Annotated in this window: 13 protein-coding genes; 6 read left to right on the top strand and 7 right to left on the bottom strand. The window is 74.0% G+C overall.

Annotation, left to right across the window (positions count from 1 at the left end):
- Positions 1 to 283 precede the first annotated feature (283 nt).
- Together ACFYWL_RS04880 and ACFYWL_RS04875 are read left to right on the top strand one after the other, a co-directional pair.
- Positions 284 to 1438: a hypothetical protein gene (locus tag ACFYWL_RS04880; protein WP_386967435.1), complete on the top strand. Its 1155-nt coding sequence runs from the start codon at positions 284 to 286 to the stop codon at positions 1436 to 1438.
- A 143-nt stretch (positions 1439 to 1581) separates the two neighbouring features.
- Positions 1582 to 2136, top strand: a complete 555-nt coding sequence (locus ACFYWL_RS04875) for a dihydrofolate reductase family protein (protein ID WP_386967432.1) — start codon at positions 1582 to 1584, stop codon at positions 2134 to 2136.
- Here the strand turns inward: ACFYWL_RS04875 and ACFYWL_RS04870 are convergent.
- The 5 genes from ACFYWL_RS04870 to ACFYWL_RS04850 all read right to left on the bottom strand — a co-directional run bounded on the left by ACFYWL_RS04870 (position 2102) and on the right by ACFYWL_RS04850 (position 11837).
- Positions 2102 to 5179 (bottom strand): BTAD domain-containing putative transcriptional regulator, encoded by a 3078-nt coding sequence (locus ACFYWL_RS04870; RefSeq protein WP_386967792.1) that lies wholly within the window; start codon positions 5177 to 5179, stop codon positions 2102 to 2104. The genes ACFYWL_RS04875 and ACFYWL_RS04870 overlap by 35 nt on opposite strands.
- 161 nt (positions 5180 to 5340) lie before the next feature.
- Positions 5341 to 7674, bottom strand: a complete 2334-nt coding sequence (locus ACFYWL_RS04865; protein ID WP_386967430.1) for a beta-L-arabinofuranosidase domain-containing protein — start codon at positions 7672 to 7674, stop codon at positions 5341 to 5343.
- Between the two features lie 346 nt (positions 7675 to 8020).
- Positions 8021 to 9028: a LacI family DNA-binding transcriptional regulator gene (locus tag ACFYWL_RS04860; protein WP_386967427.1), complete on the bottom strand. Its 1008-nt coding sequence runs from the start codon at positions 9026 to 9028 to the stop codon at positions 8021 to 8023.
- Between the two features lie 387 nt (positions 9029 to 9415).
- Positions 9416 to 10759, bottom strand: coding sequence for a LacI family DNA-binding transcriptional regulator (locus tag ACFYWL_RS04855; protein WP_386967425.1), 1344 nt, complete (start codon positions 10757 to 10759; stop codon positions 9416 to 9418).
- A gap of 190 nt (positions 10760 to 10949) precedes the next feature.
- Positions 10950 to 11837, bottom strand: coding sequence for a GNAT family N-acetyltransferase (locus ACFYWL_RS04850; protein WP_386967423.1), 888 nt, complete (start codon positions 11835 to 11837; stop codon positions 10950 to 10952).
- Positions 11838 to 11964: 127 nt separating this feature from the next.
- Here ACFYWL_RS04850 and ACFYWL_RS04845 point away from each other — a divergent pair, with 127 nt between their 5' ends.
- The 4 genes from ACFYWL_RS04845 (at position 11965) to ACFYWL_RS04830 (ending at position 15088) form a co-directional block, all read left to right on the top strand.
- The gene (locus tag ACFYWL_RS04845) at positions 11965 to 12723 is read left to right on the top strand and encodes an IclR family transcriptional regulator (RefSeq protein WP_386967420.1); all 759 of its coding nucleotides are present in this window, start codon (positions 11965 to 11967) and stop codon (positions 12721 to 12723) included.
- A gap of 255 nt (positions 12724 to 12978) precedes the next feature.
- Complete coding sequence (locus ACFYWL_RS04840) at positions 12979 to 13674, top strand: MOSC domain-containing protein (RefSeq protein ID WP_386967417.1); 696 nt, start codon at positions 12979 to 12981, stop codon at positions 13672 to 13674.
- Entirely contained in the window at positions 13671 to 13874 is a 204-nt protein-coding gene (locus ACFYWL_RS04835; RefSeq protein ID WP_386967415.1) for a ferredoxin, read from the top strand. The genes ACFYWL_RS04840 and ACFYWL_RS04835 overlap by 4 nt, the downstream gene beginning before the upstream one ends.
- Positions 13871 to 15088, top strand: coding sequence for an NAD(P)/FAD-dependent oxidoreductase (locus ACFYWL_RS04830; protein WP_386967413.1), 1218 nt, complete (start codon positions 13871 to 13873; stop codon positions 15086 to 15088). Before ACFYWL_RS04835 ends, ACFYWL_RS04830 begins: the two co-directional genes overlap by 4 nt.
- Positions 15089 to 15164: 76 nt before the next feature.
- On the opposite strand, the gene ACFYWL_RS04825 is transcribed toward ACFYWL_RS04830, so the two are convergent.
- Together ACFYWL_RS04825 and ACFYWL_RS04820 are read right to left on the bottom strand one after the other, a co-directional pair.
- Positions 15165 to 16199, bottom strand: a complete 1035-nt coding sequence (locus tag ACFYWL_RS04825; RefSeq protein WP_386967411.1) for a nucleoside hydrolase — start codon at positions 16197 to 16199, stop codon at positions 15165 to 15167.
- The gene (locus ACFYWL_RS04820) at positions 16196 to 17050 is read right to left on the bottom strand and encodes a carbohydrate ABC transporter permease (protein WP_386967408.1); all 855 of its coding nucleotides are present in this window, start codon (positions 17048 to 17050) and stop codon (positions 16196 to 16198) included. The genes ACFYWL_RS04825 and ACFYWL_RS04820 overlap by 4 nt, the downstream gene beginning before the upstream one ends.

Raw genomic sequence — 17050 nt, 5'->3', positions numbered from 1 at the left:
GGAACCATCATCGGCAAACCGTTTGCACGTCGCGGCCGGGAATCGACGACACGGCGTCCGGGCGCTTCCGGGAGAACCCGCCCGCGCGGGCGCCCGGTCGCGCCCGAACGCCACCTGAACTGGGGATATCCGCTGTTGGTTGCCTTCGGGCCACCTTCGGCAGTGGTGTTAGTCAATGCGATTCGCGGCAATTCACTGATGGCTCCGAGTTCTGTTCCGAAGTGGCGTCCACGGGTTCGGCGCGGACATTCTGTGGTCTCGGTTCCCAGTGGATGGAGAGGACATGTCTAGACCCTTGCGCCTACGGGGGTTCCGCGTCGCGCTGGCGGCCGGGATCGCCCTGGCACTGGCCCTCACCCCGACCGCGCCACCACCCGCGCACGCCGCGCAGCAGGCCGCGGCCTCCCAGCTCGTCGGCTTCGCCGTCGGTCAGGACGGCCGCCTCTACCGGGCGACGACCGCCGGCGTCGCGCCCTACACCAGCGCGGTGGTCGCGCCCCCCGGTGCGGCCGTCAGCGCCGTCCGGCAGTCCGACGGAAACGTGGCCGTGTTCACCGTCGGCACGCAGGGCGGACTCGTCGTCGCCGTCACCAGCTCGGCCACCTCCGCCGTGACCGTGTACCACGACGGCGCGAACAACCTCGCCCCGCCCGGCGCCCGACTGAGCGCGGTCACCGTCGGGTCGGCGGTGCACGTCTTCTTCGTCGGCCACGACGGGGCGGTCTACAGCACCTCCTACACGGGTGCCGTGCGGCCCGGTATCGGCCCGAGACGGGTCTCGGCGACCGGCGTCGTGCCGCCCGGCGCGACCGTCGCCGCGGCCTGGCAGTCCGGGCTGCCCGGGGCCGTCTTCGTCGGCGCCGACGGCGGGCTGAACTCCGTGTGGCGCAACTCGGCCGGCGCCTGGGCGACGGTCCCGGCCGGACCGGCCGGCGTGGCGACGCCGGGCGGCGGGGTCGCCGCGGCCTCCACCGCCGGAGTGCAGGCGTACTATGCCGGACTGGACGGGAAGCTCTGGCAGGTCGGGTTCACGAGTGGCCCGTTCCCTGTTCCGTGGACTCCGGTGGCCATCTCGGGGGCCGGCGTGGTGCCGGCCGGCGCGCGCCTCGCGGCGGCGCGGTTCGTCAACGGCCCGTCGAACGTGTTCTTCGCCGGCGCGGACGGCGCGGTCCGGGTGGTGACCGACCAGACCGGCAGCTGGGTGGAGTCGGCGACCACGCCGCCCGGGGTGGCCCGGCCGGGCAGCCCGCTGGCGCTCGTGGCCGTCGACGACTTCGTCTACTCGGCCTGGTGCGGCAACGGCCTGTGGTGGTGGCTGCACTGGTGGTGGCGTTGGCCCCCGCCGCCGCCCCCGCCGTGGTACGGCGACACGTTCACCCTTCCCATCGGCAACCCGATCCAGTACGCCACCGAGGTCGCCGTGACCCTCTACCGGTAGTCCGCTGGTTCCCGCCGCCCGCGACGGGCGGCGGGAACCCCGCCGGTGCGCCCCGGACGCGCGCAGGGGACCTGAAGCGAACCGTAAGCGCGATCCGGCAGGGTGTCGGTGTCACCACGAGCGTCACCGACACGGGAGCCCCGATGCGCAAGCTGATCAACTCGACCTACGTCACCCTCGACGGCGTGATCGAGAATCCCATGTGGACCATGCCGTACTTCGACGACGAGGCCAGCGCCTTCGCCGGGGCGCAGACCGACGCCGCCGACGCAGTGCTGATGGGCCGCGTCACGTACGACGGCATGTCCGTCGCCTGGCCGGCCCAGGACGAGAACGACCCGACCACGGGCGCGGCCTACTTCAACAACGTCCGCAAGTATGTCGCCTCGACCACGCTGACCGACCCCACCTGGAACAACACCCGCGTGCTCGGCGGCGACCTGGTGGCGGAGGTCCGCAAGCTCAAGGCCCAGGAGGGCGGGGACATCATCCAGTACGGCTTCGGCTCGGTCACCGCGCAGCTGCTCCGGGCGGGCCTGGTGGACGAGGTGCGGCTCTGGATCCACCCCGTCATCGAGGGCGGCGCCAGCCTGACGACGCCCCTGGCGGACTTCAAGGCGTCGTTCGAGCTGGTCGACACCTTGGTCATGAAGAGCGGCGTGATCATCGCCTCGTACCGGCCGCTGCCGGTCGGGTGACGGCCAGCCCGGCCTCGACCCGGGCCTCGCCCGGGCCCAGACGCCCGCCCTCGGCGAACAGCGCGTCGAAGCGGTCCCGCCCGAGCGCGGCGACCAGGCGGCCGGTCACCCGGTCGGTCTCGGCGCGCTCCGCCGGCGCGGCCGGGGCCTGCGCGGCCAGCCGGGCAGCGGCGGCGGCCCCCAGCAGCCGGCAGGCGACCTCGGGCGGGCCCACCGCCGACGCCATCCCCGCCAGGGCGGCGGCGGCATCCCGTGGCGAACCCATCGCCCGCGCGGCGTCGAACGCCTCCAGGTGCAGGGCCAGCCCGGCGGCCGGGTCGCCGCCCTGCTCGGCGGCGTAGCCCAGCTCGACGAGGACCATCGGCAGGTAGAGCGCGGGCCGCGCCTCGCGGCGACCCCGCTCGGCGACGCGCGTCAGGTGGCCGGTGGCCACGTCGAGTTCGCCCGCCCGGCGGGCGGCGACGCCGAGGCTGGTCTCCGCGAAGACCAGCGCGCCCGGGGCGTCCTGCTCCACCGCCAGCGCGTACGCCCGCCCGGCCAGCTCGCGGGCGCGCCCGTGGTCGCCGGTCTGCGCCGCCAGCCAGGCCAGCCAGGAGAGCTTGCTGCCCACCTCCGGCCGCAGGGACAGCTCCTCGGCCCAGCGCAGCCCCTCCCGGTGCAGGGCGGCGGCGCGCTCGTGCTCGCCGCGCATCTCGGCCAGGCCGCCCACCCAGTCGGTGGCCTGCAACCGGCCCCACCGGTCGCCGAGCGCGGCGAACAGCGCGGCGCTGCGGCTGCCGGCGTGCTCCAGCGCGGCGAGCTCGCCGGTGGCGTGCGCCAGCTTGGCCCGGGAGCAGAGCACCGCCGCCTCGACCCAGGGGTCGCCGCAGGCGGCGGGCAGCAGCTCCGCGGCCAGCGCCAGCTCGCTGCGGTCGATCAGCGCGTGCGCGACGAACCACGCCGCCCGGCCGTCGACCTCGCCGGCCAGCGCGGCGCGGATCTCGCCCGGCACGATCGGCTCGCCCTGCAACAGCGCGAAGCCGACCCGCCACGGGGCGGCGCGGGCCTCCTCCGCCGGCCCGCCGCGCGCCGCCAGCGCCCGCCGCGCCTCGGTGAGCCTGCCCCGCAGGAACCAGTACCAGCTCAGGGCCGTGGCCAGGCGCAGCCCGCCGCCGTGCGTCAGCGCCGCGCCCAGGTTCCCCGCCTCCGCGTCCAGCCGGGACAGCCACCTCCGCTGGTCGGCGCCGCGCAGCTGCGGGTCCGCGCGTTCGGCCAGCTCCGTGTGGTACGCCGCGTGTCGCGCCCGGACGTCGTCGGCGTCTGCCAGCCGCTCGGCGCAGAACGCGGCGACCGACTCGAGCAGCCGGTAGCGCGGGCCGTCGGGCGTCTCGTCCAGCACCACCAACGAACGGTCCACCAGCCGGGTCAGCACGTCGACGTCGGCCCCGCACACCCGTTCGGCGGCCTCCGCCGGGCAGCCGTCGCGGAACACGACGAGCCGGGCCAGCACGCGCCGGTCGGCCTCGGCCAGCAGGTCCCAGCTCCAGCCAATCACCGCCGTCAGCGTGCGCTGCCGCGCCGGCACGTCGCGCTGCTGCGTGGTGAGCAGCCGGAACCGGTCGTCGAGGCGGTCCACGATGCCCCACAGGCCGAGCGCGCGCACCCGGGTCGCGGCCAGTTCGAGGGCCAACGGCAGGCCGTCCAGCCGACGGCAGAGCTGGGCCACGGCGGGCGCGGTCCGCTCGTCGAGGCGGAATCCGCGCTGCTGTGCGGCGGCCCGGACGGCGAACAGCCGGGCCGCGGCCGAGCGCCGCACCGCGTCGACGTCGCCGCCGTCCTCGGGCAGGGCCAGCGGCGGCACCTCCCACAGCAGCTCGCCGGTCAGGCCGAGCGGTGCCCGGCTGGTGGCCAGCACGGTGACCGCGGGCGCGTCCCGCAGCAGCCGGGCGACCAGCGCGGCGACCGAGTCGACCACGTGCTCACAGTTGTCGAGCACGAGCAGCGCCCGCCGGTGCCGCAGGGCGGCGCAGAGCCGGTCGGCGGCCGGGACGGCGGCGCCGGCCGGCTCCCGCAGGCCCAGCGCGTCGAGCACCCGGTCGGCGACGCGTGGGTCACCGGGCGGCAGCCGGGCCAGCTCGACCAGGCAGACGCCGTCGGGCACGGCCCGCTCGCGGGCCACCTCGACGGCCAGCCGGGTCTTGCCGACGCCACCCGGCCCGACGAGCGTGACCAGGCGTCGCCCCGGCAGCAGGGCGCGCAGCTCCGCCAGGGCCTCGGCCCGCCCGACCAGCTCGTCGAGCCGCGCCGGCAGGCCGTCGCGCACGATCGCGGCGCGCGGCGGCGCGCTCAGCCCGGCATCCTGGGCGAGGATCCGGCGGTGCAGGGCGACCAGCTCCGGCCCCGGGTCGAGCCCCAGTTCGGTGGCGAGGCGGTCGCGCAGGTCGGCGTAGCTGTCCAGGGCCTCGGACTGGCGGCCCGCCGCGTACAACGCGCGCAGCTGCAACGCCCGCAGGCCCTCGCGCAGCGGGTGCCGGGTCACCAGCTCCGCGAGGTCGGCGGCGACGAGGTCGTGCTCGCCCCGGGCCAGGCGGGCGGCGGCGAGCCGCTCGTGCACGGCGAGGCGCTGCTCGGCCAGCCGGGTCGCCTCGGCGTGCACGAACCCCGCGTCGGCCACGTCGGCGTACGCGTCGCCGCGCCACAGCGCGAGCGCGGCCGTCAGCCGTTCGACGTCGGTCGACCCGGCCAGCTCGGCGAACCGGTCGGCGTCGACCGCCCGGGTGCGCAGGAGGTAGCCGGGCGGGCGGGACTCGACCAGGTCGCGGGCGCCCGGCTCGGCGTCGTCGAGCGCCCGGCGCAACTGGGACACCCGCACCTGCAGCGCGCCGCCCGGGTTGGCCGGCGCGGCGGCGCCCCAGACGTCGTCGATCAGGCGGTCCGCCGACACCACCCGGTTGCGGTTGGTCAGCAGGACGGCCAGCAGCGCCCGGACCTTCGCGCCGGGAACGCGGACCGGCTCGCCGGCGTCGGTGCTGACGGCGAGCGGCCCGAGCACCCCGAACTGCACGGCGGCCATCCTAGCGACGCGAGCCGACAGGAAGCGGGCCGTGAGCGCCGGGGCGCATCGTCGGGCCAGCGAGGTCCGACCAACCCGCACCGCGCGGGGAAACGGGCCGCGCCGGCGACAGCGACACCGGCGCGACCCGCTCGTGCTCCGCGGGATGGGACCTAGCCGTTGGCGACGAGCCGCCAGCGGTTGTCGGCGCTGCCGTTGTCGGAATCCTGTACGGCCTGCGCGCCCTGGGCGGTGGAGTTGTTGAGGATGCCGAGCAGCTTGCCGCTGTTGACGTTGCGGATCTTGTAGGTGCCGTCGCCCTGGCTCAGCAGGGTCCAGAGGTGGTCGGCGGTGCCGTTGTCGGCCCACTGCAGGACGCGGGCGTTGTCGGCGGTGGACATGTTCTCGACGCCGAGGACCTTGCCGCTGTTGACGTTGCGGAACTTGACGTTGCCGCCCTCGGTCACGATCACCCAGTTGTGGTCGGCGGTGCCGGTGTCGCCCCACTGGAGGGCGAGCCCGCCGTCGGCGGTGGACATGTTCTGGATGCCGAGCACCAGGCCGCTGCCGACGTTGACCAGCTTGTGGGTGGTGGTGCCGGTGCCGCCGCTGACGCTCCAGTAGACGGTGTAGTTGTAGCCGTGCGCGTCCTGGAACGGCGCGAGGTTCACCGTCGCGCCGTTCGCGGTCGCGGTGAACGCGAGCGTGCTGGTGCTGGTCCGGGTGACCGACGTGGCGTTGAGCGACGGCAGGGCGTTCAGGGTCGTGTTGCCGTAGTTGCCGGCCAGCACCATCGGGCCGTAGGTGACGGCGGCGACGGCGGCGTTGTCGTTGGCGGGCGAGAGCACGACCCGCATCGGCAGCCGCACGGTCACGGTGTCGCCCGCGGCCCAGGCGCGGGTGACCGTGGCGTAGCCGCCGGGGGTGGTGTCCACGCTCTGCGTCGCGCCGTTGACGGCGATCGTCGCGCCGGTGGCCCACGCCGGGATGCGCACCCGGATGCTCCACGAGCCGCTCATGGTGCCGGACAGGGTCAGGGTGGTGGTGTCGCCGACCGGGTAGGTGGTGGTCTGGGTGACCGTGATGCCGCGCTGGGACCAGTTCAGCGTCGACGGCGCGAACAGGTTCACGGTGAGCGTGGTGCCGTTGTAGAAGTAGATCGAGTCCACCAGCCTGGTGTTGACCTCCAGGCCGGTGCCCTGGCAGCACCAGAACGAGTTGTAGTCGGTGCTCCAGGTGCCGCCGCCCCAGGCGGGGCCCACGCCCCGCCGGCCGCCCGGCTTGAGCGGGGTGAAGTACGTGACGTGGCCGTGGCCGTCGGCCGGGTTCTGGGCGCCGATCACGTGGTTGGCCAGGGCCCGCTCGTAGAAGTCGAAGTATGCCGCCCGGTTCGGGTCGATCAGCCACAGCTCCCGGGTCAGCTTCAACATGTTGACCGTGTTGCAGTGCTCGCAGGTGTCGTTGGTGAGATAGCCGGAGATCGCGTTGGGCGGGCGGAAGTGCTCGGCCTGGCTGTTGCCGCCGATGACGTACGTGTGCGCGTTCACGGTCATGTTCCACGCGTTGCTGGCGATGTCGCGGTACCGCGTGGTGCCGGTCGCCTTGAACTCGCGCGCCGCGCCGATCCACTTGGGCACCTGGGTGTTGGCGTGCAGCCCGTTGAGCTGGTCGGAGTTGCTGGCGAGCGGGTTGAACACGGCGGCGTGGTCGAAGCGCTGGGCGACGGTGAGCCAGCGGCCGTCGCCGGTGTACTGGTAGAGGTCGGCCAGCGCCTCGTTCATGCCGCCGAACTCGGTGCCCAGCATCGCCTGCATCTGGCTGGAGCTCAGCCGGGACGTGCGGGTGTCGACCCAGCCGGCCAGCGCCAGCAGCACCGTGCGGGCCTGGGTGTTGCCGATGTAGCGCCAGACGTCCAGCAGCCCGATGAGGGTCTTGTGGATGCAGTAGTAGGGCACGTTGCCGTTGGACAGCGTGCGCGCCTCCAGCGCCGCGAAGTCCGACTCGGGGAACCCGGACAGGTAGCCCGCGGTGAACCCGGCCGCGCCGTTGTTCGCCTGGCACTTGGCCAGCTCGGCGACCATGTAGTTCGCCTTGTCGCGGCAGGTGGTGTCGCCGAGGACCGCGTACGCCTGGGCCCAGGCGGTGAGGAAGTGCCCCTGCATGTGGGTGCGGAACGGGAACGACGGGGCGTCCCAGCCGCCGTTGGACGCGGCGCCGTTGGTGGACAGCCGGTGGTTGGCGCGGAAGTTGTAGAGCAGCCGGTCGACGTCGACGAAGCGCAGGTAGCTCAGCGTGCGGTTCTGGTTGTCCAGCCAGCGGCCGGAGGTGAGCCGCACCTGGCCCAGCTCGAACGGGTACGCCGAGACGCCGGTGTCCGGTCGGGCCGGCGGGACGACCAGCGCCGCGGCGGCCGGCTGCGCTCCGGCGAGGGTCGTGCCGGTCGCCGAGACGACCGCGGTCGCGCCGGCGGCCTGCAACAGCCGTCGTCGATTGATGGACAGGGACATCGGACCTCCAAAGAGGACGGGCCGGTGACGGGGCTGCGGCCCGGGGACGGGTTGCGGAGGCCGGCACGCCGCCGGGCTCGGCCGAGACGAGTCGCGTTAGCGTTCACATCTCATGACCGGCATGTTACGTTCGAATCCCGTACGGATTCAAGACGATGATTCTATCGAGGTTCTCACGAGCGGAAGGTGGTCGCGTTTGCACCGGTGAAACGCCATCTCGACGGCGTTGGCCCGCCGCGTCGACGGGCTGGGGTCGCCCCGTCGGAGCGTCGACAGTCGGAGGGCAGGAATGTTATCGCTATCAACCGGGGGCCGGGGCCCTCGGCGCGGCGCGGCCTGCGTCGGGTCACTCGGGCGGCGGGGCGACGCTGCTGCGCGTGATCAGCGTCGGGGACACGGTGTGCCGCAGCGTGCGGTCGGCGCCGGTCTCGATCTGTGTCAGCAGCAGGGCGAGGCTGGCCTTCGCCACCGTGTCGAAGTCGGGGCGGACGGTGGTCAGCGGCGGGATGAAGTATGCCGCGTCCGGCACGTCGTCGAAGCCGACCACGCTGACCTCCTCCGGCACCCGCCGGCCGTGCTCGTGCAGCGCGTGCAGGACGCCCAGGGCGAGATCGTCGTTGGCGGTGAAGATCGCGGTCACCCCCGGCGTCCGCGCCAGCATCTGCCCGCAGCGGTATCCCGACGCCGCCGACCAGTCCGCCTGCAACACGGGGGGCGCCTCCGCCCCCGCCGCCCGCAACGTCTCCCGCCACCCCGCGATCCGGCCGGCGCTGTCGAACCAGTCGCCCGGGCCCGAGACGTGCCAGACCGTCCGGTGGCCCGCGTCGAGCAGGTGCTGGGTGGCCAGCCGGCCCCCCTCCACCTGGTCGATGGTGACCAGCGGCTCCGGGCGGCGGGGGTCGCCGTCGACCGTGACCAGCGGAATGTCGGTGGGCAGGCAGTCCAACGCCTCGCCGGCGGACTCCACGGGCGCGATCACCACGATCCCGGCGACCCGGTGCGCCAGGTGTCGCTCGACGACGGCGGTGATGGAGTCGCGGTCCAGGTTGCGGACGCTGCCCACGCTGACGGCGAAGCCCGCCTCGGCCGCGGCGAGCTCGAAGGCCGACAGCAGGGACGCCGGGCCGTAGAGCGTGGTGTTGAGCGCCACCACGCCCAGGACCTGTGACCGCCCGGTGACCAACGCGCGGGCCGCGCGGTTCGGGCGGTAGCCGAGCTGGCTGATGGCGGCCTGCACCCGCAGCCGGGTCTGTTCCCGGACGTTGGGGTGGCCGTTGAGGACGCGTGACACGGTCTGGTGCGACACCCCGGCGAGGCGGGCCACGTCCCTCATCGCAGGACCGCGTGCGGTCATCCCACCCACCTCTCCGTGCGCCCTCGCGGCCCGTTGGTGCCGGATGGCCGGACCGATGCCTGACCAGGCATCGGCCTCGGGGCACGCAGACATGCCGCCGTGGACAACGCCGAATCAGCGAGAGTCTACGCGGCGGTGGTGTCGGTTGGGCTGGAGGAAGCGGCCGGACTGCGACCGCCGACCGTGATGTTCGTCATTACGGATCACGGGCGGGCGCAGAATCGACGGCGGCGAGGGTGGCCTGCGGCGGCGCCTTCCTTCTTCACCGTGCCGCCGTGGCCGGCGGCGCGTGCGCGTGGGACGGGTGGTATCGATCAGGTCGGATGCTACCGAAACGAGTCGGTGACGACAAGGAGAGGTTTCCGGGAGGACCGCCGGGGGCGTCGGTCACCCGGCTGCGGGAGCGGCGGTGCTGTCCCGTACGACGAGCGTGGTCGCCAGCTCGACCCGGGTCTGGGCGAGGCGCTGGTTCGTGGCCAGGGCCAACACCATCCGGGCCGCGGTGGCCCCCATCTCCGTCAGCGGCTGCTGCACCGACGTCATCGTCGGGCCACACAGCCTGGTGTGCGGGATGTCGTCGAAGCCCACGACGCTGAGATCCCGGGGAATGCTCCGGCCGGTCAGCCGGGCGGCCTCGTAGACCCCCAGGGCCTGCAGGTCGTTGCCGCACAGCACCGCCGTCGGGGTCGGGTTGAGGCGCAGCAGATCCTGGCCGAGCCTGAGGCCGTCCTCGAAGGAGAACCAGGCCCCGGTGCGCAGCAGCCTCGGCTCCAGCGGGGCCCCGGCGGCCTCCATCGCCGCCCGGGCGCCGTCCAGCCTGGCCCTGGCGCAGAGCCGCTCGGTCGGGCCGGTGATCACGGCGATCCGGCGATGGCCCAGGTCGAGCAGGTGCCGGGCGGCCTCGAAGCCACCGCTCCAGTTCGTCGCCGTCACCGAGGGAACGGTGTGCAACGGCAGCTCGTCCGTCGGATCCAGCACCACCAGCGGGATCGCGCTCGCCCGCAGCAGGGCGTGCTGCTCGGAGGTGAAGCCGAGGTGCACCGCGACCACCCCGGTCGGTCGCCGCGCCAGCAGGTCGCGGGACCAGAAGCGGCCCTGCGACAGCTGCCGCCGGGCGTCGGTGAAGCCGACGGCCAGCCGGTGCTCCCCGGCGACCTGCTCCACGCCGTGCATGATCGCCACCGCCAGGTTGCTCTGCATCCCGTAGAAGACCACCTCCACGATGGCGCTCGGGGTGCCCAGCTCCGGCCGGCGGTAGCCGTGCTCCCGCAGCAGGGCCTCCACCCGGGACCGGGTCTGGGCGGCGACCCCCGACCGCCCGTTGAGCACCTTCGAGACCGTCGGCACCGACACGTCCGCGAGGCGCGCGATGGTGGTGAGCGTGTGTTCGCCGCGCCTGCGCCCGCGCCGTTCGGCGCCCGCCGCGCCGCCCGTGCGCTGCTGGGCGGGCGGGGCGGCCGGCGGGCGGGCCGCCGTCGAACCGCCCGCCGCCGGGCCGGCCTGCGCGCGGGTGGTCGGCCGGGGCTGCCGGCTCGCCGTGTCGAGCAGTTCGGCCCGCACCGTCTCGGCCGTCTCGGCCGCACCCGGCCCGGCCGGTATCGTTCGGGTGAGATAGCGGCGTCGCCTCGACTCGGGGTCGAGCCCGGCATACACCCGGACCCGCAGCGATCCGCTGGGCAGCTCCTCGATCTCGCCACGCGCGCGCCGGCGCGGCCCGGGCTCGTCCGGCATGGAGCCAGGCTACGCCATGTTGGCTCCACGACGGATGCTCTGGCTCCACGGCTCCACGCGGGCGTCCCGCGACTCGACCGCCGCCGCGCAGGCGTCCTTCCCCTCGGTCTTCGCGCTCCCGTTCTCCGGCGGATCACCCGCCGGTTCCCGCGCCCACCGTACGCCGATCCCCACCGGTCGGCCGGACAGGTCAGGGGACGAGGCGCTTCTCGAACCAGTGGTGGGCGTAGCGCTCGGTGTTGAACGGCTCGATCTCCCGGTAGCCGGCGGAGCGGTACAGGGCGAGGGCCTCGGTGAGGTTGCGGTTGGTGTCCAGCCGGACGGCGGTCCAGCCGCGCGCGGCGGCGTACCGCTCCAGCTCGTCGAGCAGCCGCCGGCCGACGCCGAGGCCCCGCACCGCCTCGGCGACCCACACGCGCTTGATCTCGGCCGGCGCGCCGGGGTGCAGCTTCACCGCGGCGCAGCCGACGGGCTCGGCGTCGAGGGTGGCCAGCAGGAAGACCCCGGCGGGCGGGGTCAGCTCGTCGTCGCCGAGCGGGTTGCTCAGCGCCGGGTCGAAACCGTCCTCGAAGCGCCGGCCGACGTCGCGGGCGTAGGCCCGTACGCACACCCGCGCCCGCGGGTCGCCGGGCGGGCACGGCTCGATGGTCACCATCGACGCGACGAGCAGCCGCTCGACCTCGGCCATCGCCGCGGCGAGCCGGTTGCGGCGTGGCCCGCTGAGCGGCGCGAGGATCGACCAGGCGAACGCGTCGGAGCGCCTGTCGAGCTCGGACCACTCGGAGCGGCCGGCGTCGGTGAGCGTGGCCTGCCGGACGCGGCCGTCGCCGCCGGCCGGCGCGACGGTGACGAGCCCGTCGCCCTCCAGGGCACGCAGGAGCCGGCTGAGGTGCCCGGAGTCGAGGCCGAGGCGGCTCCGCAGCGCCGCGACCTCGGCGCCGTCCGGGCCGATCTCCCACAGCAGGCGCGCCTGGGCGAGGGGCCGCCCGCGCGCCATGTACGCGTCGTCCAGCGCGCCCACCCGTTGGGTGACCGTCCGGTTGAACCGCCGTACCGTCGCGACAAGCTCCGTGTCCATGTGCCTGACTCTAGTCAGGTAAATGTCGGGCGGTTCGCCTGCGCCCACCGAAGCGGGCCTCCCGGCCTGCCGGCGGACCCCGCCACCCCCGCACGGCTCGCCGCGGAGTGCTTCATAGGGTGGAGGGATGCAACCCGTCGTGCGCGCGCTCCAGGTCCTCCAGGCGCTCTCCAACCGGCCTGACGGATTGACCCTCCAGGAGCTTCACCTGGCGCTCGACATTCCCCTGGGGAGCATGCACCGCATCCTTGCCGTGCTGCGCGAGCAGCGGTTCGTCAGCCGGTCGCCGATCGATCTGCGCTACTTCCTCGGCCCGGCCGTGCGCGATCTCACCGAGAAGAACGTCAGCGAAGCCGGTGGCATGCAGTCGCTCACGAACGTCGTGCGCGAGCTGTCCCAGGCTACCGGTGAAACCGTCTTCCTGACCGAGTTGCACGGCAGCGAGGCCGTCTGCGTCTCGTTGGTGGAGGGCACCTATCCGCTCCGGCTCTTCGTGCGCCTGGGGCAGGTCATGCCGCTGAACGCCGCCGCGGCGGCCCGGGTGCTCCTCGCGTACCTGCCGCCGACGGTCGCCGCGGAGCTGCTCGGCGCGAGCGCGCTCGGCGAGTTCACGCCGTCGAGCCCACACACCGTCGACGCCGTCCTGGAGCGCCTGCCGGTCATCCGGGAACGCGGCTACGACATTGCCGCCGACGAACTGGACGAGGGCGTCTGGGCGGTGGCCGCCCCGATCTTCACCTCGACCGGCCGGGCGACCGCCAGCGTGACGCTCGCTGGTTCGTCCGGCCGGTTCGCCGCCGAGGGCAGCCGGGCCGCCACGATCCAGAGCGTGACCGACGCCGCCGCCCGGATGTCGGCGCACCTCGGCTGGGCCCCGGGGGAATAGTCCGGCCGCTCTCGCCGCGTCCCGGCTGTCGTGGCCGGTGGCGCAGGCTCGTGCGCCGCCGTCCCGGTTCCGTCCCGCTCTGCGCGCCGCCGCGGGCCGGACCGGCCCGGCATGTCGTCGGTGCCGGTGTCGGACGACACAGCCCCGATCAGCCGACAGGTGGGGCGGGATCGGGGCGAAGGGGATTCATCACTACTGGCGTGCGGGCGAGATGCTGTGGAAACATGCCTTCCATGAGATGGAAGGAGGCTCGTGGTGGCGGACAGTCCTGACCCCCCGGTGGGCGATCTCTCGGGACGGATCGTGTGGCTCTGCGTGGGCGGCGCGTCCCTGCTGCGCAGCGGCGACCAGGAGATCCGCACGGGATACCTCAAGACCCCGGTCGACGAGGTCCGGGTGTCCCGTGCCGGGCTGCCTGGCGACGAGCAGGTCTACGAGACGCACGGCGGCCCGGACCGGGTGGTCCTGAGCTACTCCACCGAGCACTACGAGTTCTGGCGCAGCACGCTCGGGCTCGATTTCCCGGAGTACGCGGCCCTCGGGGAGAACTTCACCACCACGGGCCTGACCGAGTTCGAGGTGCACGTGGGTGACGTCTTCGCCGTCGGCGACGCCGTCGTCCAGGCGGCCCAGCCGCGGTCCCCCTGCCACAAGGTGGCGGCCCGCCACCGCCGGCCCAGGTTCACCATCGAGGTCGCCCGCAGCCACCGGACGGGAATCCTCTACCGGGTGCTCCAAGAGGGCACCGTCCGCGTCGGCGACACCATGCGGCTCGTCGCCCGCGAGCCGCACGGCTACTCGATCGCCGATGCCAACCGCATCCTCATCGACCGCAGGGACGTCGACGGTGCCCGCGCCCTCCTGCGGGTCGACTCGCTCGCCGAGGCGAAGAAGGCCGAACTCCGGGACCGGATCGCCGCCGCACCCACCGACCGCAAGGAGCTGTCATGATCCGCGTGCACGTCGACCTGGAGCTCTGTCAGGGCTTCGCCAACTGCGTGATGGTCGCGCCGGAACTCGTCGATCTCGACGCCAACGGCAAGGCGGTGGCGCTGCGGGAGACCTTCCCCGATGCGGACGAGGGCGACCTGCGCGAGGCGGCCGAGTCCTGCCCGGCGGTCGCGATCCGACTCGAGCGGACCGACCGGTGACGGGCGGAACCGTCATCGTCGGCGCGTCCCTGGCCGGGCTGCGGACCGCGCAACACCTTCGGGCCCACGGCTACGCCGGCCCCGTCACGCTGATCGGCGCGGAGCCGCACCTGCCGTACGACCGCCCACCGCTGTCGAAGCAGGTGCTGCTGGGGCAGTGGCCCGCGAGCCGTACGCACCTCGTGACCGAGGGGCAGCTCGCCGAGCTGCGGGTGGACGTTCGGCTCGGCACGGCGGCCACGGGCCTGGACCGCGAGCGCAAGCTCGTCACGCTCGCCGACGGCACCCCGGTGCCGTACGAGTTCCTCGTCGTCGCGACCGGTTCTCGGCCACGCACGTTGCCCGCCCCGAACGGCGGCCCCCACGTGCACACCCTGCGCACCCTCGACGACGCCCGGCTGATCGCGGCGCGGCTCGGCCCGGGACGTCGCCTGGTGATGATCGGCGCCGGCTTCATCGGCTGCGAGGTCGCCTGCGCCGCCGTGGCCAGGGGCACCGCCGTGACCCTGGTGTCCCGCGAGCCCGCCCTCCTGCCCCAGTTCGGTCCGGACGTCTCCACGTACCTGACCTGTCTGCACCGCGACGCCGGCGTGGAGCTGGTGCTCGGCGCGGAGGTCCGCTCGGTCGGGCCGGCCGGTGACGACGCCGCCTCGGTCCTCCTCGCCGACGGGACGGTCCTGGACGCCGACGTCGTCGTCGTCGGGATCGGCGGGGTCCCGAACGTCGAGTGGCTGGCCGGCAGCGGCCTCGCCGGGCCCGACGGGGTCCCGGTGTCGCCGCACGGGCAGACGGCCGACGCGGCGGTCCTCGCCCTCGGCGACGTCGCGGCCTGGCCGGGCCCCGCCGGCCGGGGCCGCCGCCGCTCGGAGCACTGGTCGCACGCCGTCGAGCAGGCCAGGACCGTCGCCCGGGTCCTGGTCGAGGGGGCGTCCTTCGACCCCGGGGTCTTCGTGCCGTACGCGTGGTCCGACCAGTACGGCCGCAAGCTCCAGACCGTCGGCGAGGTCACGGCCCGGCCGGGCCGGGTCGTGTCGGAGAACTGGCACCCGACGGACGGCCGCCGGCACTGCCTCTACCTCGACGACCGGGGCGAGGTGGTGGGCGGGCTCTTCGTGGACGATCCCCGGGGCGCGGGGCAGCTGCGCCGGGCCCTGCAGCGGGCAGCCGTGCCGTCTGCTCCCGTCGCCCGCGGGCTGCGGCCCGCGCCGGCCTGAGGCGTCCCGCGACGCGCGCCGGCCCGGGGTCGACGGCCTTGCACCGCAAGCGCCGTCGAGCCCGGGCCGGTGACCGCTACGCCCGGGACCCGACCTGCTCCGACCAGCCGTGGTACGCCGTGAGCATGGTCCGCAGGAGCCGATCGTTGTCGACCGTCTTCACGATCCGCACGGGTTTGGCCCGGGAGATGTCGAGCCCGACGTGCAGCCGCAGGTTCTCGCGCGTCCAGGCGACCGGGCGGCCCCGGGTGAGCGTTCCCTGGGTCTCGACGTCGACCATCATCTCCTCGACGGTGACGATCCCCGGGTCGACGAGCAGCGCCACCGCGAGGGGGTCGTGCAGCAGGCAGCCGTCGATGTTGCGCCAGGCCGCCGCGAGGTCGATCCAGGGACGGGTCGTCTGGACCACGTACCGGGCGAGCGCGGAGCGCTCCGGATCCACGAGGTCGAGGTCCTGATGGCGCAGCAGCGTCTGCGACGTCGCGTCCAACGGGAGCAGCGTGATCGGGCATCCCGAGGTCAGCACGGTCCGGGCCGCGTCCGGGTCGATGCCGAAGTTCAGCTCCTGCAGGAACCCGGGAACGTCGAAGGCGCCCCCCATGACGACGATCTCCCGGACGACCTGCGGCAACCCGGGGTCGAGCTGCAGGGCCTGCGCCACGTTCGTCAACGGACCGATCGCCACGATGGTGATCTCACCCGGGTGCGCGCGGACGTGCCGGACGATCTCCGCTGCCGCGCCGAACGCCGTGCCGGGGTCGTGGGGGTCCGGCGGCGGCACGGCGGACCACGCGGCGCGGACCGCGTCGCTGCGCGTGACCTGGTCCTGCCTGCTGCGCCAGGGGCCGCTCGGCTCCAGCAGCGCGGTGCCCGCGCCGGCGTACACCGGGATGTCGAGCCCGACCAGGTCGACGAAGGTGCGGGCGACGGCGTAGCCCTGGTCGCGATGGGTGTTGCCGGACACGACGGTGATCATGTCGAGTCCGATGGCGTCGGAGGCGACGGCGAGCGCCAGGGCGAGCCCGTCGTCGACGTCCGCGCCGGGGATGCCGTTGCCCGGATCGCAGTCGACGATGATCCGTCGCCGCGACGACGGGCGGCCGGCGCTCACTCCCGCTCCCCGGTGGCGGCGAGGGACGAGGCGAACTGCCGCTGCGCGAAGAGGAGCACGAGCAGCGGGACCACGGCGGTGAGGGTGGCGGCGGCGAACATCTGGCCGTAGTCGACGCCGGACTCCTGGGCGAAGTCGGCGATGGCCACGGGCGCGACCCGGACGGCCGGCGCCGGGGCGATGAGCAGCGGCCACAGGAACGACTGCCACTGGAACACGAACAGGATCAGCCCGGCGCCGACCATCGACGCCCGCGACAGCGGCAGATAGATCCGCAGGTAGATGCCGAACCACGACAGCCCGTCCATCCGGGCGGCCTCGCTGAGTGAGGCCGGGATGCCGAGGAAGAACTGCCGCAGCAGGAAGATGGCCAGGCCGTTGCCGACCGCCGGCAGGATGAGCCCGACGAGCGTGTTCTGCAGGTCGGCCTCGCGGAACGTCGACGCGAGCGGGATGGCGATCGCCTCGAACGGCACCAGGAAGCTCACCACCATGACGCCGAACAGCACCGCGCGCCCGGGGAACGGGATCATCGCCAGCGCGAACGCGGCCAGCGACGACACGGCCAGTCCGAGAGCCACGCTGACCGTGGTGACCAGCACCGAGTTCAGCAGCGCCAGAGCGAAGCTGCTCTCCAGCACCGCGCGGTAGTTGTCCAGCGAGACCGTGGAGGGGACCACCGTCCGGACGGAGACGGGGGAGAGGTAGCGGAAGATCTCGTCGCCGGGGCGCAGCGAGGAGACGACGGCCCAGAGCAGGGGCGCGACGGCCAGGGCGGCGACCGGTACGACGATCCACAGCGTGCGGCGTCCGGTGCGCCGCTCGTTGCGCCTTGCGACGGTGTCGGCCAT

The organism is Micromonospora sp. NPDC002575, from assembly GCF_042889525.1.
Taxonomy (GTDB): domain Bacteria; phylum Actinomycetota; class Actinomycetes; order Mycobacteriales; family Micromonosporaceae; genus Micromonospora; species Micromonospora carbonacea.
Note: the sequence above shows the minus strand (reverse complement) of the source record. Positions and strands in the feature narration are given on the sequence as shown.